This is a genomic window from Blautia hominis, from assembly GCA_002270465.1.
GTDB lineage: Bacteria > Bacillota > Clostridia > Lachnospirales > Lachnospiraceae > Blautia > Blautia hominis.
The window spans coordinates 62,827-84,791 of the sequence record NQOF01000006.1 but is presented as its reverse complement, the minus strand read 5'-3'; the positions used below and the strand labels follow the sequence as shown (position 1 = coordinate 84,791).

The window sequence follows — 21,965 nt, the reverse complement described above, 5'->3', positions numbered from 1 at the left end:
TACTGCATTTTAGCATCTCGGCCAAATAGCCGCTTTTTTCCGTACATTACAGACTCTTCAGGAAATCATATGTCTTCTGGATATCCACAGACATGTTCCTGTCATTGTCCAGATACGGAACCTCTTTACGGTAAGATTCAAACAGAGGCCTTGTCCCCTCTCCAAGCTGTGGTATTTCTCTTAGATCCACGGCCTGTGCTGCATGCATCAGCTCAATGGCTGCCATATAATACAGGTTATCGATAATCTTCCGCATATTTGCTGCAGCCATAGTTGAGTTGCTGGCTGTATCCTCAATATGGCCTGCCATACTAAGGAAGTCAAGAGAGCATGGATTTGCATACATACGGTTCTCTGTATCCAGATAAGACACCGTCTTCTGTATGGTTCCGTAAGCTATGACAGCCCCCTCGGCAGGTGTCAGGAAACGGTTCAGCTTCGTAAATCCCGGGTCGCCGATCCTTAAGATCTGCTGGGAGATCATTTTTGACATATGAGCCAGTCCCGTGCTTGCCATCTCCACTGCCAGAACCCAGGTAAGCGGCTCAAAATTGGGGCTTCCGCACATCCTGTCCTCCTCCGGAAGCAGACAGGGATTGTCATCCGTGGCATTTAGCTCCACTTTAAGCTGCTGCTTCAGATAAGCCAGGGCATCCATCACAGAACCCGTTATGGCGCTCTGGCACCGGAAACTCAGCGGATCCTGAAGGGCTCTGCCCTCCCAGGGTTTCTCAAGATAGCTGCCTTTTAAAAGCTCCCTGCACTTTCTGGCTGACTCCATCTGGCCCTGATAACCGCGTTCCCGGTTTACGCTTTCGTCCATAGGGTCAAGCACGCCGTTCAGCCCTTCAAGCGCCAGACAGAATACCTTTCTGTAACGCTCAATAAACTGTTCCGCCTCAATGACTCCCATGGCTGCGAAAGCGGCTCCCTGGGCATTGGAGGAGACAATGCCCAGGCCGTCCTTTGGTCCCAGCTTCAGAGGTTTCAGACCGGAAAGTTCCAGCGCTTTTGCACTTTCCATGCGCTGATTCTGATAATAGGCCTCGCCTTCCCCGATAGCGGTAAGGCCAATGGCCGGGAGGGTTGCTATATCCGCTTCCCCCACGCTGCCCCGGCTCTTTATGACCGGATGCACACCCCTGTTTAAAAATTCCACATAATATTCCACGATCTCAGGAGCCACCCCTGTATGTCCGCAGAGAAAACCGTTTAACCGCACAGCCATTATGGTTCTGATCTCCGGGATACTGCACTCCGGTCCCACACCGATCATATGGCTTCTCAGCAGATTTTTATTGTATGCGTCATACCGGTCAGCATATACCACTTTGTCTTTGTTCCAGCCCACGCCTGTGTTCAGACCATAGACTGCAATACCGCGTCTGTCCAGCTCAAAGATCAGCTCTCTGGCTTTCTGTACTTTGGTCATAGCCTCTGGGTCCACTTCCACTTTTGCATTTTCTAACGCGATTTCTTTTATCTGGGAAATCGTCAGCTCACTTCCCGTCAGCCGAATTACCTTCTCCTGCATGTTAATTGCCCTCCTTACGTTTCTCTTCCAGATATGCCACTACCTTCTCCGGTGTGATGGGATAGCTTGCAAAACAGCTTCCCAGCGCATAGTTGATGGCATTTGCCACTGCCGGCCCAGGCGCCACCGCTGCGATCTCACCCAGGCTTTTCCCTCCGTATGGGCCATCCGGTTCCCCGTCCTCCACAAAGATGGAACGCACCCTTGGCATATCCGGTGCATTGATGATGTGATACTTGGAGAAGTTTTTGGTCTTCACCCTTCCCTTCGCATCATAGGAAATCTCTTCAAATAATGCCTGCCCAAGGCTCATCTGGGCACCGCCTTCTACCTGGCCTTCAGAGAGTGTCCGGTTCATGACCTGGCCCACATCGTGAACACAGAGCAGGTCCAGCACTTCTGTCTGTCCCGTGTATTTATCCACTTTCACCTCAGCAAAGGCACAGCAGTAGGAACCCGGATTGGACGGCGGCACATATTCCAGCTCTGTGTGCATGTAGCGGCAGCACTGCCTCTCATAATCAAGAGCGATCTGCTTATAGGGCTTTTCCTCCTCCTCACAGTAGAGGATACCGTCATCAGCCTTTATGTTCTCCTTCTTCCAGTGATACATCTGTACACATGCATTTTTCAGTTTGTCCAGAAGCTGTTCCCCAGCCTTCTGCACCGCACGCCCGCATACATAAGTCACCCGGCTCGCCTGTGTTCCGGCTGCGTCATAAGGAGTGACAAACGTATCTGCCTCATGCACTTTGATGCGGTACACATCCATGTGCAGTGCCTCTGCTGCGATCTGCTGCATGGTCATGACCGTTCCGCAGCCCTGGTCGTGAATTCCTATCTGTACTTCCACAGCTCCATCCGGATGAAGGGACATGATCACATTTGTAAATTCCGGATATGCTCCTTTATAGCCGTTTCCATGGGCACCGCAGGCCATGCCTACTCCGTAAGCATAGCGTTTTGTATCCTTCTCGTGAATATGTTCTCTCTTTTCCTTCCAGGAAAATGCCTCCATGCCTTTTCTGATACATTCCTCTAGCCTCACATTTCCCAGATTCGTTCCCCCTGTAGGGTCCTCATCCATGGGATGTGCAAAATTTTTCAGGCGGAACTCACAGGGGTCCATGCCAATAGCATTGGCTGTCTGGTCCAGATTCACCTCTGTGACAGCGTGGGCCTGGGGAGAACCGTATCCCCGGCAGGCACCGCCGGAAATAGTATTGGTATAGTAAGTCCGCACATGACAAGTCTGATTCTCGATCCGGTACATACGGAACAATTTCTTACAGTATGCCATTGCCACTGAAGCGGCATTGGTATAATAAGCGCCGCCGTCAATATCTGTATCAATCCTGCGGCCCCTGATGATACCGTCTCTGGTAACTGCAGTTTTTACACAGGTTTCGGACGCATTTCTGCTTCTGGTTCCCATGACTGCGTCCTGTCTGTCCATATACAGCATGACCGGACGTCTCAGGATCCATGTGGCAAATGCGCAGGCCGGCTCCACCACAGTCTGGCCTTTTCCTCCGAAAGAACCGCCCATCACAGCCTTGATGACCCGCACCTTGGAATAAGGGATCCCCAGCAGATGGCTGATGTGGTATCTGACCTGATATACGGTCTGGCAGGGTGTCCAGAGCACCAGATTCCCGTTCTCGTCGATTTCACTCAGTGCAATATGGGGTTCAATGGCACTGTGATGGATTTTCTGGGTACTGCCCTCCGTGCGGACAATGACCAGTTCCTCCGGCTCTTTCCCGTCCCCGGTAAGTGCCCCGTAATCCCCGCAGCTCACTTCTTTTTCAAAAGCCAGCATGCCGTCTGTTTCTCTGGCAGCAGCAAGACCTATGATGGGAGCTGCTTCGTCATAATCAATCTCCACAAGGCTGACCGCCTCATCCACGGCCTCCTTGGATTCCCCGACTACAAGCGCCAGATGATCACCCACATACCGGGCCTTCTCGCTTAAAATATACTGGTCCATAGGGGCATCCAGACAGGCTGACCAGTTATGAGGGTTATAGGTTATTTTTGGAACATTGGCGTGGGTAAAAACCGCCCGGATACCGGGCACCTGCTTTGCCTTTTCCGTATGGACCGTAATATCAGCATTTGCCTTCTCACTCAGAACCAGCCTGGCGTAAAGCATGCCGGCGATCTGCCTGTCACAGGTATACTGCGTCTTTCCTCTGGCCTTGTCGTACACATCCTCCCGGATGTAGTTCTTTCCTACATATTTTAGATCACGTTTCTTTTCTTCCGTCATCTGCCCGCCTCCTCTTCTGCCCTGCGAAGGTCATCCAGAATCTGGTCAATGACCCCGAAAGCGGCTGATTTTTTATAGTGCTTTGAGGGCCTGCCGGGGATGTTTTCCTCAATCTGCGCATACACGGCGTCCCGCACTTTTTCCTCATCACAGCCGGAAAGCATACAGCCTTCCAGGCACTCCTCTATCAGACGGGCACGGCTTGCTTTTGCGCCGACTGCCCCCAGGTATACTACAGGATGTATCATACACCCTTCTTTGATCTCTGTGCAGATACAGCCATTGATCTTTGATATGGTAACTGCTTTTCTGGCACCTACTTTCGCAAAACCTGACAGAGCCTTTTGTTTCCTAACCACAAACTTCAGGATAACTTCTCTCTCTCCAAGGCTGGTCTTCTCCAGGCCTTCCACAAAATCATCGATCAGACGTCTTGTCACTGTCCCGCTCTCATCCAGGATCTCCGCTTCTGCGCCGTAAGCCAGGAGCACCGGCGTAGTGTCTGAACTCTGGGACGCGTTGGCTATATTTCCCCCCAGGGTTGCCCGGTTCCGGATCTGAGTGGAACCTACCATGGAAGCGGCTTTTGCAAGAGCCGGTATCCATGTTCTGATAACAGGACTTTGCTCCAGCTCCGTCATGGTGACGCCTGCGCCGATGACAACCATATCCTCTGTCTCTGTAATCTGTGACAATTCCGGCAGATGCGTCAGGTCTATCAAAGAATAATGAAAATTTTTCTCTTTTCTCAAATGGATGACAAGATCTGTCCCCCCTGCACAGAGATAAGTGTTTTCGTCTTTTTCTCTCAGGGCACAAGCCAGCTCATCCAAATTATATGGTATGCGGAAACTCACTCGATCTCCCCCTCTCCCACGGCATTGACTGCCTTCACGATTTTCTCATATCCTGTACAGCGGCACAAGTTTCCTTCGATCGCTCTCTTTATCTCCTCCACTGTGGGGTGGGGATTTTCATAGAGCAGAGCCTTACAGGACAATATCATACCCGGTGTGCAGAATCCACACTGAATAGCCCCCATCCGGATAAACGCCTTCTGCAGCGCATCCAGCTCGCCGTTTTTCTCCAGTCCCTCAATGGTGGTGATCTCCCGGTCCATGACCTGTCCCGCAAAAACCGTACAGCTTGTCACAGCTTTTTTATCCAGCAGTACCGTACAGGCACCGCACTCACCTTCACTGCAGCCCTCTTTTACACCTGTCAGTCCGCAGTCCTCACGCAGAAAATCGAGCAGACGTTTTGTCGGCTCTGTCTCCTTCTCCACCTGTTCTCCGTTAATCATACATCTGAGCAGCATTCTATTCACCCTCTCCTGCTTTTTTCTTTTATCTATAACATTTCTTTGGTAATAGTTCAGACAAGCTGTACCGTTACGCATCCAGCCATTAAAAATCGCTTCGCCATGGACTGGATAAAGCTGGCACTACTTTTTTATACGGTCAGCGTAGTAAATGCGCAGACCTGTCTGATCTGTTACCTTCTTTGTGCGTTTTTTTGTCTGTCCTTTGTCTGATGAGACTATTGTATATCATTTCCGTTGAAAAACCGTTGAAATTCTTCTGGTTTTTTGTCTAATTTCCAAGAATCTCTTGACGGAAAACGTTTTTTCTTAAATAATGGGTAACAGACAGGAGGATTTACTTATGGAACTGACAAACAGTTACCTGGAGGAAGGATTTCCTTTCCGGGGACGGAAACGAAAGAAAATGGAAGAGTTTCTGGAAAAAAACGGCCTGACCTATGACGCAGAGATTGTCTATTCTGTCCTTCTGTGCAGAGAGGACGGAGAGATCATAGGCTGTGGTTCCAGACATGAAAATATCTTAAAATGTATTGCAGTAGACGCATCTTATCAGGGGGAAGGGCTTCTGCCTAGAATTGTCACACAGCTTGTCAAGCAGGCTTATAGCTGCGGCATCTCCCACCTGTTTTTATTTACGAAACCGGAATATCAGGTCATATTTGGTGATATGGGCTTTTATCCCATAACCGGGACGGATTCCATGCTCTTGCTGGAGAACCGGAAGGACGGCATTTCTCTTTATCTGGAGGAGGAACTGGCCCGCTGCCCTGTGGTGCAGGGCAAAGAGGCAGGGGCCATTGTCATGAACGCCAATCCCTTTACCTTTGGACACCGGTATCTGACGGAAACGGCTGCAAAGGCATGTGCATTGCTGCATGTCTTTGTGCTCTCCGCCGACGCCTCAGAATTTCCTGCTGATGTCAGGCTCCGTCTCGTTAGGGAGGGCTGTCAGGACCTTAAAAATGTGATCGTCCACGGCAGTTCCGAATATCTCATATCCCATGCCACCTTTCCCGATTACTTCCTGAAGGATAAGGCCGGGGCATCGGACAAGGCTGCAGAATTGGATCTGAAAATTTTCGGCGACTATTTTCGGAAGGCCTTTCATATTACAAAGCGTTTTGTCGGTGAGGAGCCGTTTTCCCCGGTGACCAGGGCATATAATGAACAGATGAAGCAAACCCTTCCCGCCTATGGCATCGAAGTGGTGGAGATACCCCGGAAGACATCCGGGGATACGGTCATCAGCGCAACCCTTGTGCGGGAAAAGTTTCTGGCAGGGGATACGGAAGCTGTGCGCCCCCTGGTGCCTGATACGACTTATCGCTATCTGGTATCAGATGCGGGAACTGCACTTAGAAAACAACTATTGGAGAGACAGTCATGAACCATACAGATTTATGCACAGGCACTGCCATCACCCTGCAGCAAGTGCTGGATGCCAGGGAACAGCGGGCAGCCATACAAAATGAAATGTTGAGCGATTTAGAGGGGGACGGGACTGCGCTTATCAGCTTCACCCTGAATATTGTAGGCCCGGTCAAAGTCTTTCCCTATACGATCCTGGCCTACGAAGCAGGCCTTGCGGCCATCCGGGAATGCCTTATGTGGCTGGAAGCAGATATCACAGGCTTCCGGGAAGTCCGGGAGAACACAGGGTATGAGGCTTTCTTTTCCATAAAAAAGGAACCGGGAATTGCGCATATCTGTAAAGGATATCTCACGGAACTGGAGGAGACACATCCTGTGGGACGTCTGTTTGACATTGATGTGCTTCAGTCTGACGGCATTAAGGTGTCCAGGGAAGCCCTGGGTCATGCGGGGCGAACCTGTCTTCTCTGTGATAAGCCGGCTTTTCTGTGCGGACGCTCCCGCACGCATACAGCACAGGAACTGGTGGAACGGGAAACTGCTCTTATCAGGGATTTTTTTGCGGAGCGTTTTTCCGTCCATGTGGGACTGCTGATGCAGAAGGCACTTTTTTATGAGGTAAACACAACTTTGAAACCGGGCCTGGTGGACCTTGTACATAATGGGGCTCACACAGATATGGACCGGTATACCTTCCGGGACAGTGCCTATGCACTTACTTCCTATTTTATTGAGACAGCCCGCCGGGGTATGGAGTTTGCGCTGGATGGGGGAAGTCAGGATGAACTGCCGGAACTGTTTGCCTCCGTCCGCCCGCTTGGCATGGCTGCGGAAACCGCTATGAGACAGGCAACAGGAGGGGTCAATACTCATAAAGGCATGATCTTCTCAGGCGGGATTCTCTGCTGTGCCCTGGGATATGATATGGCTTCCCGGTGGTTTTTGGGGGCCTGCCGTCTGAACGGATGTAGGAAATATGCAGATCCTGCGGAGGCATTCCAAGACTTGGAAACCACTGTCAAGCATATGCTGGTCCATCTTCTGGATGATTATGAGATACTCCGTACATCCGGGCCGTCCAAAGATGTGAGTCACGGGGAGCGCCTGTATATGCGATATGGCATTACCGGAATCCGCGGGGAGGCTCACCTTGGTTTTCCTACACTTTTTCACATGGGATTTCCTCTTTTTAAGCAGGTTCTGGCCCATGGTCATTCCATGAATGAAGCCGGGTGTATCGTGCTTCTGCACTACATGGCAGATACAGAGGATTCCAATCTGATCACCCGTTCCGGCTATGATACGGCGTGCAAGATACAAGCAGAACTGAAACGATTTCTGGAATGTGCTTCTTATGAGGAACAGCTCGCCGTAATCCCAAAACTGGATGCATATTTTGTACAGGAACGTATCAGCCCCGGAGGAAGTGCGGATATGCTGGCGCTCACTTATTTTTTGTATTTTATTGGGATTCTGCCTTGCAGATGGGATTAGCGGGGCTGTTTAAAAAAAGTTGTGATGAGGTAGGCATAGAAAGGATACCGATATGGAATTTGTTATTAGAAAAGCCGGGTATGAAGATATTCCCGGTATCATGGCAGTGATGAAGGATGCCCAAAAAGCGATGGAGCACCCGGAATGGTTTTGTTCTGATCGTGAAGAGTATATGAAAAAGCATATTGAGACATATGGCTTTACGATCGTGGCAGAGCCTGTTTCAGGTAGTTCTATTGCAGGTAATTCTCTTACAGGTGGTTCTCTTACAGGTGGTTCTCTTGCAGGTTTTTTTCTTATAAAATTTCCGGGGCTTTCGGAGGAAAATCTGGGATATTTACTGAATTATTCAGAGGAAGAATTGCAGAGAACTGTCCATATGGATATGGCGGTTGTGCATCCATCCTGGCAGGGAAACGGCCTTCAGTCCCGTATGCTCCGTAAGGCGGAAGAAGTGCTTGCTGATTCCCCTGTTCCGAGGAACCGGCTTCTTGCGACTGTACATCCTGACAACCGCTATAGCCTGCATAATATGCAAAGTAACGGCTATGAGATCGTAAAGACCGCTGTTCTCTACGGTGGTCTGCCCAGGTATGTGCTCCAGAAAATATTATAAGATCATTTTTAATCGGGTTTGTTATAATTTATCACTTTCTCCGCAAACTATATGCATGGAGGTGATAACTATGGAGAATGATTATCAGGTAGCTTCAATCTCAGAGGACTGTGTTTCTGAGATCAATGAACTTCAGAATAAGTTAAATAAAGAAACCGATAAGGATATTGTGCTTATCGCTTATCAGTCTAAGACAGACGATTAGCTTTGTTGTGTCAGAAGGGGCCTGTGCCCCTTCTGGTCATGACTTTATTTCTTTTCCCATCTGGGAATCTGCTGAGATCAGACGGCTGCGCCCTTCTGTCTTCACCAAATTTTCCAGCTCCTTCAGAGCATCTTTCCCTATCCACTTCTGGGATTTACTTCCATTTTCCAGTAATTCATAAGCCAGCAGTACAGACTTTTCCTGATAGTCGAAATCTCTTTTTCCGATCTCTCTTAACGCCCACGATACTGATTTTTTTACGTGTTCTCTCTCATCATCGGAGTTCATCCGAATAAGCGCAAGGTAATGATCCAGAATATGGTTTTCCAGACTCTTTTCATGGATCGCTGCAGATGCCATGAGAGTGAAAGCAGCCCGTTTGGTGTAGGTCGCTTCCGAGTCACACCACTTTTCTATGAGTTCTTCATACCCTTTCATCTTGATGAGCAGATTCTTACACAGATGATCGCACAAATCCCAGGAGATGACATCGTACATAAGTGTCTCTGCCTCCTGCAGTGTAAGCTTCTTTTTATCCATGACCAGTACCGCAAGGAGTCTTGCCTCATGGTATCCCGTGTTCCACAATTCATAGGCCAGGGAATTGTCCCTGCCCGCTTTTTTTGCAAGCTTCCTGACATCTGCCGTAGACACACCGATACTGCATGTTTCGGGAATTCCGAGTTTTACTACATTAGCTTTGTATTTTTCTGAACTTAGTGCTTTTAATTCTGACAGGATTTCATTACTTGTCAAAGTATTTCCCCCTTTATATAGATATCATCTTGTAACTGTTTAGCACCCTTATGATCACATCTTAATGATCGCAGGCTGCCACCGGAATCACTGCAGGCTGCCCACCGGAATCACTGCCGACGGCCTCACCGGATGTTCCTGCAGAAACTTTTCCATCCACACCACATCAAGCCACTGTCCGTTTTTATATCCGCATTTTGTAAAATGTCCTACCGTCCGGTATCCCATTTTTTCATGGAATCCGATACTTTCCGGATTTGGATATGTAATGCAGGCATTGGCATTGGTTATGTTCTGTTTCCTGAGAATATCTTCCAGCGCTGTGTAGAGCCGACGGCCTACGCCTTTTCCTCTGGCATTTTCCTTCAGATAAACGGTGGTCTCCACCGCCCAGTCATAAGCGGGCCTTCCCTTAAAAGGGGATGCATATGCATAGCCAATTATCTCACCATCCTGTTCTGCTGCAAGGTATGGATATTTTTTCAAAGTTTCTGTCATTCTTCCTGCAAATTCTTTCGCGGAAGGCACCTGATATTCAAACGTGATACAGGTATTTTTTACATATGGTGTATAGATTTCCAATAAAATCTCAGCATCCTCCGGCTCTGCCATTCTTATGTGCAGGCCATTTCTCGTCTCATTCACAAGCTTTCTCTCCCTTTTATAATCAAATGTGGTGTGTGATCTTTTAAATAGTCTGCCAGCTCCTTTGAATCTTGCACTTGCTGTTCCAGTACAATGCCGCCAAAACCAAGGTTATCCATAGTATGGATCGGCCTTCCTCAATATGATTTCGTTTTCAGAACCATGGGACATCATACTCTTCAATCTTCCCCTCTTCCGCATTCACAGAGTAACCGGCCGCAGTGTCTGATTTTTCATTATACTTTTTATACATGACAAATAGTAAAGATTCCCCGTCATCTGACACTCTGTCGTATACCACAGTCACCTCATACGGAATATCATTTTCATTTGCATAAGCAGCCGTATCCCCGCCCAAAATGGCGTAAAAGTTTCCCTTCGCATTATATGTTTTTTCCGATGTTGTGAATTGTTTTGAAAGCTCATTCTCATACAAATAGTCGTAAGCCTCCTCCACACGATTGGCATAGTTTTTGTTTTCTTCCTCCGTATCCTGCGTTATCTGGTCCATCCTATCATTCTCCTCTAGGGAGTACAGTAACGCATTGTAAGTCTCCTCCAGGGTCTCTTCTACATTCTCAGCATCTGTATAGTAATCTCCTCCCCTTTCCTCATTCGCAGACTGTTTCTTGCCTCTAAAGTTGAGACTGTATACACTTTTGCTCCCTTTTATCTCGATTTGTACCTGCAGAGTACCGGGGAATTTTTCAAAAATGGGATCTTCTATGGCATCGGAAATCATTTTTGCCGCCTCTTTTGAAACCTGTTTAAGTTCCGCTTCACTCTTCATAATGAGATGGTTTTCACTCCACTCTGTACGAAATCCCTCTGCCTCATATGTCTCTTTAAAATAATACGTTTCAATGTTTTCTATAAAATCATCTGCGACTTCGCTGCCCGAAACAGTAGGATATCTGAGGATATGAACTGCTGCCATAGGATATTTTTCCGTCATATATGCCCCGGATCTTTTCTCAAACTGCATGTTATATTTCTCCTCCAGCAGCTTGATATCCCTCTCCTCGTCCCACTCAAATTGTTTCCTTCCAAAAAAAGATATCTTGTCCCAGTATGTATAATCTGACGAATCACCGCCTGACGGTTCTTCCACACAGAGCATACCGGAACCAATATCATGCTCCTCGGGAGATTTGAGCAGAAAGTAAACAAATCCCGCTAAAAATACGATCACTGCCAAAACAGCATAGATAACCGTCAATACCACAGCCACCACTTTATACTTTATCCTGGTCAGATAATATCCGATCAGGAGGGCGGGGAAGAGAAAGGCCAAAGCCCATAGAAGAGCCTGCACCCACATTCTGAATTCAACCCCAATTCCCCGCAGAATAAATTTAGCAAGGCCGAATCCCATTAAACTCCCCAAATAAATGATCCAGGGAAGCGCATATTTTGTCTTACGTTCCATGTTTTCTCCTTGTTTCCATCCACGCACGGTAATTTCACAGAGTACGACCACATTTGCAATCGCTCACGCCCCCAAAAATACCGTTTCCAGCGTCCCATACTTTATACCGTTTTGGATTCTGACGGCATATTCATGGCATAAGCTGTCAAAATACGGAACCCACTCCTGTCTGCCTGATCTTTCAGCCAGGATCCGTAATAGTGTTTTCAGTTTTCCCTCCGTTTTTTGCAGGTTATCACCTGAAAAATACTGTTCTGCCGCCTCTATATCCTGATCAGAAAGTGAAAGCTCCATAAGCCGCCTGTCAGCGATCATACATCCAAATGCGGTGACAAGCACCATCTCACTTAGGTTTCCCATATATGAGGTGCCTGTTCTGCTCTGCACCTGCTTCAAAAGGCGTGTCACTGCCTGTTCCGGAAAACATTCCAAAAGTCCTTTCTCCACTACTATATCACATAAATATTGATAAATGATATCAATTCCGCACATTTCCCCACGAAAATTCACAGTTGGATAGTCCAGTGTCAGCAAATGGTCCTGTGGTCGGAATCTGGCATCATAGGCAATAAAGAACGCAGGCATTCCTTCCAGCAGAGTCCCCCTGTAATTACTGCAGCCGTAATCGCAGAAATCTCCAGTCAGATCATTATAGATTTCTTTTGCCTTATGGACTTTCTCCACCACCCTGTCATAACCGATCTTATATGCATCCTCCGCCTTCACCGCATGTTCTGACCGCAATGCGCCGGCAGTGATTTTTTCATATTCCCGTACGCAATACAGCACAGCCTCCATGAGCATCTGAGCAGTTTCATACGTCACAGAACTGCTCTCTTTGGAGGTGTATTTATCTGCAAGCCATGCCGTCAAAGGCAGTAATTCTTCCAACGGGTATTCCATATATATTCCCCTTCCTGTCATATCTGTCCTTTACTCCTACTCCCAAAAAAGTTCCTTCAAAACAGACCGGTAAAGCTCCGGGTCCCAGCGCTCCTCCTCGCTGAGTTCGTCATAAGCATCCGCACCGCCGGTTTTTATAAATCCCAGATTTCCTTCTCGGACAGCCCTTGAAAAACGTTCCAGGCAGGTATTTTCCAGATAATCCAAATCTCCAAAACATACAGATTCATACTGCTGTCTCATGAATGTCATCAGTTCATCATCTGTCAGCTTGTCCTGAGATTCATTTTTAAAGCGGTAAAAAATATCCTGCAGCCTTGTTAATGTGGCAAGATACGTGTCCTGGCTGATATACTGAGAATCACAGAAGCTGTAGATGATCTTATCCAATATTCCTCTGCCAAATTCCACCCTTCCATACTTTTTCAGGCTGTTATTCCTGCTTACGATCAGCTCTTTTGCCTCCTGTTCGGAAAGGGCAAGCCCAAATTTCTCCGTCCTCTGATTGTAGGCGTCCAGCATTGTCAGTTCATCCTTCTGCCGCTTCTTAGTGAGCATCTCAAAAATCTGTTTTTCCATGGCAATTCCTCCTGTTTTTCCTGAGGCCGACTTTCCCTGTGCAGGATTGCCGGGCTTATGCAGCACTGTACTGTTATTCTGCAGCTGCCCCTGGCTGATGACAGCTTCTTACGGGGCAGACAGCATTACGCTTTACAGGCCGGCCTGTAAATGGTAACGCTCATTATAACCCTGCCGAAATATCAATACAAGCCTTGAAAAAACCCGGTTTTTGTGGTAATATAATGATGAAAAAGGAAGCAGAAAATTGATCTGCTTCCTTTTTGTTCTGCCACTCTATTCTTTCGCTTTCAGTGCTTCCACCATATTAATATGGGGGATTTTCCTGGACACAGCAAGACTGATGAGCCAGGACAGTACCAGAGTTCCGGCGGCACTGAAGAGCCAGGATATTCCTCTTATATATATTGGCACATCCATGGAATCCGGAATCGTGGACAGCATATACACCAAAAGTCCGTATCCTGCCGGAAGTCCCAGAAGTATGCCCGCAGCAGAAAGCCACACATTTTGCTCAATCATAACATTCTGGATTTTCCTATCTCCAAACCCGAGAACCTTCATGGTGGCAAATTCACGGTATCGTTCCAAATAAGAAAGTACGCCCAGATTATAGAGCATGACACCGCCCAGAATCACAGCCCCTAAAACCAGCAGCGCGATCATCATGATCATACCTTCCATCATGGAATCTATCCCCTTTGTCAATTCACCCTGATGAGAAATACTGCATTCTTTCTCATATCCTCCGAATCCCTTTTGCGGCTCCACTCCGATGATAGCCGCAGGTGCATAAGTTCCCCCGTTCTTTTCAAAGGCTTTTCTCATGATCACAATCCCCTGGCTGAGTGGTGTACGGATAATTGCCTCAATTTTTGACTCCATCCATTCCCCATCTCCCGACGGTTTCCACGTAATGGAATCCCCCTTTTTTACACCCAGGCTGTCGGCTGTTTTCTTTGATAAGGCTATTCCCTCATCAATCCGGGTAAAGGTATCCAGGCTGTCGGCCAGTTTTATGTATCTTGTACTTTCCGGCACGGTAAGTCCGACTTCTTTCTCTTTTTTCCCATTCTGAATGACTGCCATGCCCTCCATCAGATATTCCCCGTCTGTGCGTAAAAGCAGCTCTTTCTGTCCCTCCTCATCCGGCAGATCTGTAATCTTACATTCATAATCCTGCTGTTTTGTAAAAGTCCAGTCCGACAGATTCCGAAACGTATCATACAGCGAAAACGCGCAGAACAAAAGTGCTGTACATCCTAAAATACCGCATAATGTCATAAAGCTGCGCAGACGGTTCCGCTCCACATCCCTCAGGTTCCAGCGGCTGGAAAAAGGAAGATGCCTGCAGATCTTCGGTAAATGGGCAGTCCTTTTCACATTTTCTTCTCCGTAAAGGCACTCCGATGCATTCTCCTTCAGATATTTTCTGCATATGACAAAGCTGACTGCCACACAAAAAAGTGTGCAAAACACAGGAAGCAGCAAATAAACAGAAGGAAGATAACCGCTCCAATGGGGAAGCACATACACGGTCTTCATAAACGGATAGATAATTTCCGGCATCAATCTATATCCAAGGACACACCCTGTAAATGCACCGCAAAAGCATATAATCCCACTGTGGGACAGGTAATGAAAAAGCAGTTTTGTTCTGCCGAATCCAAGTGCTTTTAAGATTCCGATCTGAGTTCTCTGGTTTTTCAGCATCCTGTGCATTGTGGTCATAACGATCATCACGGCAATCAATAAAAATGCGGAAGAGAAGGCAGAACCAATGGTTTTATGCTGTTTGATCTCATCCTGTACCATAGAAACCGTTGGATGATCTTTTGCCTGTATTACTGTCAGATCCGGCTTTGCAAGGATTTCCCGAATCTGTTTTCTGCTCTCTTTCTCCCGTGTTTTAACGGCTATCTGATTAACGGAAAACAGGTTTTCGTCCGGCAGTATTTTAGGACTTGCCCACACAAATCCGTAAATGCTGTGGTCAGGCATCATATCACCATCTCGGACGCCGTAAATATATTCCGGGCTGTCTGCCAGTCCCAGCACACGCCCGGTAATCTCCATCTTCTGATAAGTAAGGTGCAGTTCGTCCCCCACGCGGATATGATTTTCTTCTGCAAAAGAGGCGTCCAGCCAAACACCCTTTCTGCTGCTGTCAAAGGGGATCCCTTCCCTTATATACAGTTTGGATATGTTATTTGTTTCTGCAAAATAACAATCCAGTACAATATCATCCCCGCCTTTTAGACCCATAGGAACTGCCATTCTGCCTTCTGCTTCATCCACTCCGGAGTCTTGCCTTAATGCGCTTAATTCCTCCTGTGAAAATGCTGTATCAAACCCCCAGGCATCTGCCAGATTTTGTGACTGTATATAGTCATCAAAGTGTTTTTTCATGCCTCCCCATTCTCCTGTAATGCCGGAATAGAGAAAACATCCAAAAAACATCATGAGAAAGACAGCCGCAAACTGCACCTTGTTTTTCCCAATATCCCGCAGCATTTTTCTTACCAGCATCACCATTCCACCTCTTTCATACTGCATGGGTCCGCATTGCACTGAATCTCTTTTATCTCTCCGCTTCTGACATGTATGACTCTGTCTGCAGCTCTGGCAATATTTGCGTTGTGGGTAACCAAAAGTACCGTTTTCCCCTCGTCCCTGCTCAGTTTCTGAAGTTCCAGCAAAACCATACACCCCGTCTCTGCATCCAGTGCACCGGTGGGTTCATCACAGAGAAGGATATCCGGATTTTTTGCGATGGCTCTTGCGATGGATACCCGCTGCTGCTCCCCGCCGGAGAGCTGTTCCGGAAACTTTCTTTCATGTCCGCTAAGTCCAACTTTCTGAAGTGCTTCACTTGCTCCAAGTGCATCTTTTTTCAGCTCCCGCATGAGCTCTACATTTTCCTTTACTGTCAGGGTTGGGATCAAATTATAAAACTGAAAGACAAACCCCACTCTTTTGGCCCGGTATTTTGAAAGTTCTTTTTCGGACAGTTTGGCGATATCTTCCCCTGCAACCAGTATCTCCCCTTCGTCTGCCCGGTCTATGCCCCCAAGCAGATTGAGCATGGTAGATTTCCCCGCACCGCTGGCGCCCAGTATGACCACAAATTCCCCCTCTTCTATGCCAAAAGAGACATTTTTCAAGGCGTAATTTTGTTGTTGTCCTGCCTTATAATATCTGCTCACATTTTTCAGCTCTACTATTTTCATTCTTCCTCTTTTCTGTTACTCATAACGCCTGCACACAATACTTTAAAAACCTTGATAAATTCTTTTTTAGACTCCTCTGTACCCTTGTGTTCTGATAATACGTGGCGCACGCAGGCGATAAATGTGTTCATAATGATATCCACATAAGCGGAATCATCGTCATCCATCCCCAGATGCCATGCCAGGTGCTGCTTAAATTTGTGTATGGCATCATCCCTGATCTTCACAAAATGTGTTGTCCTGAGGTCAAATAATATCACCAGCCTTTCATCCAGAAGACACTGCATCTCATGATAATCCATCAGATTATCCAAATCCCCCAGAAGTTCCTGCATTTCTGCCATTGTATACAGATCATCCTGCAGTTTCACATGGTCGTCTATCATTTTCTTGACCTTTTCAACAGGTTCCCGCAGAAGCTCTTCCAGAATGGCTTCTTTATTTTCATAATAATGATATATATTTCCCAGGGTTGTGTTGGCTTTTTTTGCAATTGTGCGCATGGAAGCACCCTCATACCCGTGAATGAGAAATTCCTTCTGCGCAGCCTCCAATATGGTCTTTCTGATTTCGTCTTTTTTAGTCTGCACGCCCTGTCACCTCCTGCGAATATGATATCCGTTTTTTAGTGCGGTTACAAGAACCTAACGCTTATAAAAATCAAAACTTAACGACTGTTCATTTTTCTTGTCGAAACCCACTACATTTTATGTTATTCTTATTTTAGTAACGAATTAAATAGTTCCAAGTATACCGGGTTTATATAAATACCCTCTCTTATGGAAATAAATCTCCAATAAACGAAAGGATCATTATGGAAATAATTGTTCACACAATGGAATATAGCGGTGAAGCCATCCATTCTCCTCTGATTTTAAGAAATTATCTTAGCAGTGATTATAGCCAGTATCAGGAAATCTATAATGAATGTTTTTCCGATATGCGTACTGCTCTATGCTTAAATCCCATAAACTGCTGTGATACAGAAGCTGACTTGATACAAAAACACCCTAATGTTTTTATTCTCGAAAAGAATCATAATCTCATAGGTTCCGTTGCCATTCATGGAAATGAAATCGATGATCTTATAGTAGCAAAACAATATCAAAGAAAGGGATATGGTGAACTACTGTTAAAATTTGCAGTCTCTTTTTTACAAAAAAATAAGGTCTCTCCTATCCGCCTTCATGTTGCCGACTGGAATCAGAGAGCCCTTAAAATGTATATAAAAAATAATTTTAAAATTATACATACAAAAACGATCAATTAATTATAATCTGTTCCTTTTTTCCGCTGTCTTAATATTACATATATCGCCAACATCCCTGCTGCCAATCCACAAGGCCCGGATGTAACCACCGGGTGCTTTGACAAGCTTTGTGCTGCCGCTGTTATAGATACTTCCTGTACCGCTGAGGGTTACCATCTGTTCTGTTATTCCCTGCATCATACTAAAAATATTGTTCATATCATTATTATAGGATGACATTGCATTCTGTATATCAACCATATTTTGCCGTACATCTGTAACGGATTCTTCCAGACACCACTCCAATACCGATACATTTCCTGTCCAGTCCTCACTACGCTTCAGAATTCTGCTGCGCATAGCCCGGCTATTTTACAACCGGGTGTTCCTGGGCATATTTCCTTCCGTAGGAATGCAGCTCATCCATAACTATGCTGTTGTTCCACTCTCTGAAACAGATTCCGTTTGGTATGGACGGATAAAATCTTCCGCCGGGACAATAGGTATCAATGGCTCTTCTGACTTCCGCCCGTATTTCCTCCTCCGTGATATTCTCGATATCTACTTTCGGACCGTCAATACCGCCGACCATAGCAAGTTTACCCTCTGTCACTCTCTGGATTTCCACAATATCATTCTGCGCAATGGCACCCTGCCAGATATCCACACCGATCTCTACCATATCCGTAACAATAGGCTGACAGATGCAGTCTGCATGATGCATGTAAATCATGCCGCACGCGTGAATGGTATCCGCAATTTCTCTCTGCAGAGGCTTAATGATTTCCCGCCACACTCTTGGAGGAAGAAAGACATTTTGTTTGGAACCCCAGTCATCGTGATAGAAGATTATATCAGGATGAATCTGCTCTGCCACCATTTTGATATATTTGATCTTATAATCAGCAATTACCCGGAGCAGTGCTTTCATTTCATCCGGATATTCCAGATAATTCACCAATGCCTCCTCCATGCCCATCAGATGGTGCGAACGCTCAAAAAGGCCGCCTGCACACATAAAACCTACAAATTTTTCCTTCCGATCCACTTTTGCAGTCTCTTCTTTCACCAGTGTCCAGTCCAGATGTTCCAAATCCGGTACGGTAAGCTGTTCTTCCCACTTTTCAATATCCTTGATCACCGCATTTTCCCTGTTTACCCTTGGATGTGGGCCGGGGGCACCTGGTTTGAAGATGTAAACCGTACCCCAGGAATCCTTATGCTCCATCCCATCCTGGGGACACATATCTCCCATGAGGACAGGGTCCGGCACCAGCACAATCGCATCCATCAGATCACCGTAAAAATCAGGCTGTTGCCTGTTATAAACCGCCATTGCATTTTCCCGCAGATTCATATTGTTATTTCCTCCTTTATCCTTTGCTTTTCGGTAATATTCCGTACCTTCACGGTTACGTTTTCGTACTATTTATAGTTCTATTGTATAGCAATCCTTGTTTTCAGAAAATGTACAGACTGTACCTATTTTTTCTGTCCCTATAGGCACTCTGCCCATTCTTTTTCTTGACAAATATATTTAGAAATTATAATATTTTGACAAAGGAGGGCGTTTCTATGAAGATAAATCTGGATATCATCGCAGAAGAATTATCTGCTTTTTCTCCCCGCAGGGCAGGCAGGAAAAAAGCAGATACAGCCATAAGAAACCTTCTGGGTGTCGGCCTGTATCATCCCCAGACATCCATGTCACCTGAAATCTGTTATGCCGCAGCCGCAGACAGCATAATAGATACTTTTTGCTGCCCTTCAGGCATCACACTGGCCGTGATCGGAGCTGCAGATGAATGTCTGCTAGACAGTGCCGACGCAGAAATCCTTATACTGGATGGCGGAAAAGCACAGTGCACATTCAGTCATATTTTCAATGCATTAAACTCTGTTTTTCTGAAATATCAGGCAATCGATGCGCAGCTTAGTTCTGCTGTCATGAAAAATGTCCCGCTCCAGGAGATATTGAAAATCGGTGAAGCTCTTTTCGGAAATCCGCTTATTCTTTTTGATAAAAATTACTGTATCCTTGGGGAAGCGGACCCGCGCCTGGAAAAGCTGGAATTGGTCTGTGATAAATGGTCCGATTCTCTAATGCTCTCCATAGATACCGTCAATGCCATCAAAACCTCACCGGAATACCGCAGAGCTTCCGCCTCCGCTGATGTCTGTTTTGTGTCGGAGGAATATTTCGCCTACAATACCCTATTTGCCCCGGTAAAAGGCAGCGGTTCTCCTTTGACCATGGCAGTTATGGAAACAGATTGCCCACTTACCCAGGTGCACCGCCAGCTGGCTGTATACTTTTCCGGTATCCTTCGTCTTGCTCTGGGGAGAAACCATTTGAGTTCCGGACATTCTCTGCGATTTGAGGATTTCTTGAAAGAACTTTTATATGACACACAGATTGAACAAGCTGTGATAGACCGCTATCTGCTGGCTATGGATTGGAAAAACGGTGACAACTATCTGCTGGTAACCTTCCAGACAAACCGCTTTGACAAAATCAATTCCATATACAACAATATCTGTGTAAATATTGAAAAACAGATTCCGGAGAGCTTTGCCTTTTACTTCGAGGACAATTTGCTTGCTGTCATCAATCTGGACCGTGCGCGCATGTCAAAAACAGATGCGGTACACATGCTCTCCATTTTTCTGAGGGAAGGGCTGTTTCACGCTGGGATCAGTTATATTTTCTTTGATTTCAGTACATTTTCCAGTTATTATAAACAGACATTAGGGGCTTTGGAAATGGGTGAAAAATATAGCCCTCATGAGTGGTGTTATGATTTTGAGGATTATGTACTGCACTATTTTATGCATTACGGCACAAGCCGCATTGACGGCAGACATCTGTGCCATCCAGGGGTGGTGCAGCTTTATGTTTATGATTTAAAGAATAAGACGAACCTTCTGGAAACTTTAAAGACATACCTGGAATGCGGAGAAAATGCGGTTCAGACAGCACAAAATCTTTACATTCACAGAAACACACTGTATCAGAGACTGAAAAAAATAAATGGCATTATCCATACCAATCTGGATAATGCCAATATAAGGCTTTTTATTATGATGTCCTACACGTTTGTGGATTTGCTGGGGTTGAGTCCTGTGGAATCTTAGTGTGTCTGAAAATCACGTTCAGCAAGCCGTGCGTCCCAATTTATAGCTATATGGCTTTGCTCAAAAAGATGTGGAACCTTAGCGCCGATGAGGGAGGACGCGGACGGCGGTCTGTGTTTCCCGAATTGGATGCAAATGTAATGCAAAGTGAGGCGTGCAGATTGTCGGAATGAAGTTTCGGTTACGTTCTAAGCCATACTCTCCCAGTCTCTTTTCAGCATACGGTATTCCATACGGGTTTTCATTTTGCCGTCATGCCACTCATAATCCACATGCTCCGCCTCTTTGATCAACCCGCATTTCTGCATAACGCGCTCGGAACCTCTGTTCTCTTTGAGGCATCCGGTGGTGATGCGGTATACACCATCTGTTAAAAAGGCGAACTCCATAACCTTTTTCAGTGCTTCTGTCACATAACCACATCCCCAGAACTTCGGATATGTAAAATAGCCCAGATGAACCATTTTTCCCACTGGGGTTATATCCGTGACCGTATAACCGATACTTCCTATCTGTTCTTTTGTATCTTTTTTCTGCATGTGTAGAAAATACCTGTGCCTGTCCTCTTTTTGCATATCAAGCAAAATTTCCTTAAACCCCTCCTCCGATTCCTGACGGGAGTGGTGGCGGATATCCTGAAGGTAATACATTACCTGTTCATCTGCCATAAGTCTGCTGTATTCTTCTGCATCGTTTTTTGTATAATCTCTTATAATGAGACGCTCTGTTTCCAGGTATATCATATCTGCTTCTCCCGTATTACTACTTTGTGTTTCCATTCCCTTTTAAAGACACCTGTTGGTCTACCGTTTTATTATCAATAAGATAATGCATATCTACATCACATTTTTACAAGCTGGTTATTTCAATCTTTTCGTCGCAAAGCTGAAACATCCTGCTTCAATAATTTAACGGTGCACCGTCCGGAGTAACATTTCAATTCACTACTACGCGAAGCTGAGGACCCTAGATTTCTGGGCGGAATGAATCACTACGATAAATTTCAATTCACTTCAGCGCGAAGCTGAAGACGACAACCTCACATCTGCATTTACAGTTATGCACATTTCAATCCACTTCAGCGCGAAGCTGAAGACCCTGCACTGGAGGCAAGAGCCGCTTAGTGGGAACATTTCAATCCACTTCAGCGTGAAGCTGAAGACGTGCAAAGGAATGTGCCAAGTGTTGGAATGACTGGAAATTTCAATCCACTTCAGCGCGAA

Annotated in this window: 21 protein-coding genes; 6 read left to right on the top strand and 15 right to left on the bottom strand. The window is 46.2% G+C overall.

What is annotated here, in order from left to right:
* Positions 1-46: 46 nt before the first annotated feature.
* From CI595_RS18715 to CI595_RS18700, 4 genes are read right to left on the bottom strand one after another with little or no spacing between them, the layout of a single operon-like run.
* The gene (locus CI595_RS18715; RefSeq protein ID WP_095175148.1) at positions 47-1,534 is read right to left on the bottom strand and encodes an HAL/PAL/TAL family ammonia-lyase; all 1,488 of its coding nucleotides are present in this window, start codon (positions 1,532-1,534) and stop codon (positions 47-49) included.
* Between the two features lies 1 nt (position 1,535).
* Positions 1,536-3,806 (bottom strand): xanthine dehydrogenase family protein molybdopterin-binding subunit, encoded by a 2,271-nt coding sequence (locus CI595_RS18710; protein ID WP_095175147.1) that lies wholly within the window; start codon positions 3,804-3,806, stop codon positions 1,536-1,538.
* A complete protein-coding gene (locus CI595_RS18705) occupies positions 3,803-4,663 on the bottom strand; it encodes an FAD binding domain-containing protein (RefSeq protein ID WP_095175146.1) in 861 nt (286 codons plus the stop codon). Before CI595_RS18705 ends, CI595_RS18710 begins: the two co-directional genes overlap by 4 nt.
* Entirely contained in the window at positions 4,660-5,124 is a 465-nt protein-coding gene (locus CI595_RS18700) for a (2Fe-2S)-binding protein (RefSeq protein ID WP_095175145.1), read from the bottom strand. The genes CI595_RS18705 and CI595_RS18700 overlap by 4 nt, the downstream gene beginning before the upstream one ends.
* 346 nt (positions 5,125-5,470) lie before the next feature.
* Here CI595_RS18700 and citC point away from each other — a divergent pair, with 346 nt between their 5' ends.
* The 4 genes from citC (at position 5,471) to CI595_RS26720 (ending at position 8,816) form a co-directional block, all read left to right on the top strand.
* Positions 5,471-6,517 carry a [citrate (pro-3S)-lyase] ligase gene (gene citC, locus CI595_RS18695; protein ID WP_095175144.1) on the top strand — a complete coding sequence of 349 codons (1,047 nt, stop codon included), beginning with the start codon at positions 5,471-5,473 and terminating at the stop codon, positions 6,515-6,517.
* Entirely contained in the window at positions 6,514-7,995 is a 1,482-nt protein-coding gene (gene citX / locus CI595_RS18690) for a citrate lyase holo-[acyl-carrier protein] synthase (protein ID WP_095175143.1), read from the top strand. Before citC ends, citX begins: the two co-directional genes overlap by 4 nt.
* A gap of 52 nt (positions 7,996-8,047) precedes the next feature.
* Positions 8,048-8,611, top strand: coding sequence for a GNAT family N-acetyltransferase (locus CI595_RS18685; protein ID WP_095175142.1), 564 nt, complete (start codon positions 8,048-8,050; stop codon positions 8,609-8,611).
* A gap of 70 nt (positions 8,612-8,681) precedes the next feature.
* Positions 8,682-8,816: a hypothetical protein gene (locus CI595_RS26720; RefSeq protein WP_274537199.1), complete on the top strand. Its 135-nt coding sequence runs from the start codon at positions 8,682-8,684 to the stop codon at positions 8,814-8,816.
* A gap of 36 nt (positions 8,817-8,852) precedes the next feature.
* On the opposite strand, the gene CI595_RS18680 is transcribed toward CI595_RS26720, so the two are convergent.
* From CI595_RS18680 to CI595_RS18645, 8 genes are all read right to left on the bottom strand, one after another.
* Positions 8,853-9,572 (bottom strand): DNA alkylation repair protein, encoded by a 720-nt coding sequence (locus tag CI595_RS18680; protein WP_095175141.1) that lies wholly within the window; start codon positions 9,570-9,572, stop codon positions 8,853-8,855.
* Positions 9,573-9,659: 87 nt separating this feature from the next.
* Complete coding sequence (locus CI595_RS18675) at positions 9,660-10,184, bottom strand: GNAT family N-acetyltransferase (RefSeq protein WP_187144048.1); 525 nt, start codon at positions 10,182-10,184, stop codon at positions 9,660-9,662.
* Positions 10,185-10,371: 187 nt separating this feature from the next.
* Positions 10,372-11,646: a hypothetical protein gene (locus CI595_RS18670; RefSeq protein ID WP_095175139.1), complete on the bottom strand. Its 1,275-nt coding sequence runs from the start codon at positions 11,644-11,646 to the stop codon at positions 10,372-10,374.
* Between the two features lie 63 nt (positions 11,647-11,709).
* Positions 11,710-12,549 carry a DUF6179 domain-containing protein gene (locus tag CI595_RS18665; protein WP_095175374.1) on the bottom strand — a complete coding sequence of 280 codons (840 nt, stop codon included), beginning with the start codon at positions 12,547-12,549 and terminating at the stop codon, positions 11,710-11,712.
* Positions 12,550-12,585: 36 nt separating this feature from the next.
* Positions 12,586-13,128, bottom strand: a complete 543-nt coding sequence (locus CI595_RS18660; protein WP_095175138.1) for a DUF6323 family protein — start codon at positions 13,126-13,128, stop codon at positions 12,586-12,588.
* A 276-nt stretch (positions 13,129-13,404) separates the two neighbouring features.
* Positions 13,405-15,657: an ABC transporter permease gene (locus CI595_RS18655; protein WP_243135210.1), complete on the bottom strand. Its 2,253-nt coding sequence runs from the start codon at positions 15,655-15,657 to the stop codon at positions 13,405-13,407.
* Positions 15,657-16,358 carry an ABC transporter ATP-binding protein gene (locus CI595_RS18650; RefSeq protein WP_095175136.1) on the bottom strand — a complete coding sequence of 234 codons (702 nt, stop codon included), beginning with the start codon at positions 16,356-16,358 and terminating at the stop codon, positions 15,657-15,659. The genes CI595_RS18655 and CI595_RS18650 overlap by 1 nt, the downstream gene beginning before the upstream one ends.
* A complete protein-coding gene (locus CI595_RS18645; protein WP_095175135.1) occupies positions 16,355-16,948 on the bottom strand; it encodes a TetR/AcrR family transcriptional regulator in 594 nt (197 codons plus the stop codon). The genes CI595_RS18650 and CI595_RS18645 overlap by 4 nt, the downstream gene beginning before the upstream one ends.
* A gap of 224 nt (positions 16,949-17,172) precedes the next feature.
* Here CI595_RS18645 and CI595_RS18640 point away from each other — a divergent pair, with 224 nt between their 5' ends.
* On the top strand, positions 17,173-17,628 hold the full coding sequence (locus tag CI595_RS18640) for a GNAT family N-acetyltransferase (RefSeq protein WP_095175134.1): 456 nt from the start codon (positions 17,173-17,175) through the stop codon (positions 17,626-17,628).
* On the opposite strand, the gene CI595_RS18635 is transcribed toward CI595_RS18640, so the two are convergent.
* Together CI595_RS18635 and CI595_RS18630 are read right to left on the bottom strand one after the other, a co-directional pair.
* Complete coding sequence (locus tag CI595_RS18635) at positions 17,629-17,967, bottom strand: hypothetical protein (protein ID WP_095175133.1); 339 nt, start codon at positions 17,965-17,967, stop codon at positions 17,629-17,631.
* A 7-nt stretch (positions 17,968-17,974) separates the two neighbouring features.
* Positions 17,975-18,964 carry a uroporphyrinogen decarboxylase family protein gene (locus CI595_RS18630; RefSeq protein ID WP_095175132.1) on the bottom strand — a complete coding sequence of 330 codons (990 nt, stop codon included), beginning with the start codon at positions 18,962-18,964 and terminating at the stop codon, positions 17,975-17,977.
* 218 nt (positions 18,965-19,182) lie between these two features.
* Here CI595_RS18630 and CI595_RS18625 point away from each other — a divergent pair, with 218 nt between their 5' ends.
* Positions 19,183-20,742, top strand: a complete 1,560-nt coding sequence (locus tag CI595_RS18625) for a PucR family transcriptional regulator (protein WP_095175131.1) — start codon at positions 19,183-19,185, stop codon at positions 20,740-20,742.
* 188 nt (positions 20,743-20,930) lie between these two features.
* Here CI595_RS18625 and CI595_RS18620 read toward each other — a convergent pair whose 3' ends face one another.
* On the bottom strand, positions 20,931-21,485 hold the full coding sequence (locus CI595_RS18620; RefSeq protein ID WP_095175130.1) for a GNAT family N-acetyltransferase: 555 nt from the start codon (positions 21,483-21,485) through the stop codon (positions 20,931-20,933).
* Positions 21,486-21,965: the final 480 nt, after the last annotated feature.